General features: G+C 57.3%; 1 pseudogene. It reads right to left on the bottom strand.

The features are described from left to right. Nucleotides 1–516, bottom strand: a pseudogene (locus HMPREF3138_RS15535) (hypothetical protein); the annotation flags it as partial. Nucleotides 517–928: the final 412 nt, after the last annotated feature.

Here is a 928-nt window from a genome sequence, read left to right as displayed (position 1 = left end):
CCAGGTGTAGAGGCTGACCGCCGCCAGGTACTCGGGATCCCCTTGGCATTTGAAGCACCGCTCGAAGAAGTAACTGACGCGAGGTTTGCCGTCCCATTCCTGAGCCGTCAGCCAACGCTGGGCGCTGTCGAATTTGTTCTCATCGCAGACGTAGAACATGGCGTCGCGGGCATTGTCCTTGGTCACCTTCTCGAAGTCGGCAGCAGCGAGGCGCAGACGCAGCTCGGTAACTAGGTTGTCGGACAGCGGGTACCATTGCCCGTTCACGAACGCCCCCTCCTCCGCAAAGAACTCATCGAAAGCGAGCTGGATGCCGGTGACGGAATGGCAGCGCATAGCGGCGACAACGTTCTCAAGAGAGGACGAGTAGCGCCCCTTCCGGTAGTTGATCTCCAGCTCCACGGGAAACGCGGTAGTCGGGTATTTTTTTTGTAGAGACGGGCGTCCCACCTTGGCAGCGGCGATCGGCGTTACGTTGTCGGCAGCAGTGCCGGAATTTTCATCAATTTGTGACACGCAATTACTCCTTTAAAAACGTAGGAGTCGGCGTCAGGCGGGGGCTTACGAGGGAAATTCACACTTGCGCGATCTTATCGACGTGGTACACTTCTCTTTGAGTTTGAGGAGTACGCTGCGCAAGTGCTATTCTTCCTTCGAGAACGTCCCGCTAAGACGTGACTCGAATTAATCGGAGGAGTTACCAGCTCCCCCGGCAGAAAAAGGTGACCACCCAACAGGTCGCCTTTTTTTGTGCCCGAAGATCCCCAACCGGATCCGCAGACGCCAGATCAGCTTACCCGATCCCAACCCTCCACGCCACTTAGCGCCGCGCACTTATCGCGCTGTCGTGATCACGCCCAGCTCAATCTCTGCGCCGCCTCTGCTATTTATCCATGTACACAAACGGCACCCCGGCGACGCAAAGCCG

The organism is Serratia sp. HMSC15F11 (assembly GCF_001808215.1).
Taxonomy (GTDB): Bacteria; Pseudomonadota; Gammaproteobacteria; order Enterobacterales; family Enterobacteriaceae; genus Serratia; species Serratia nevei.
The sequence above is the reverse complement of the archived record's forward strand: the minus strand, read 5'-3'. Positions and strand labels throughout refer to the sequence as shown.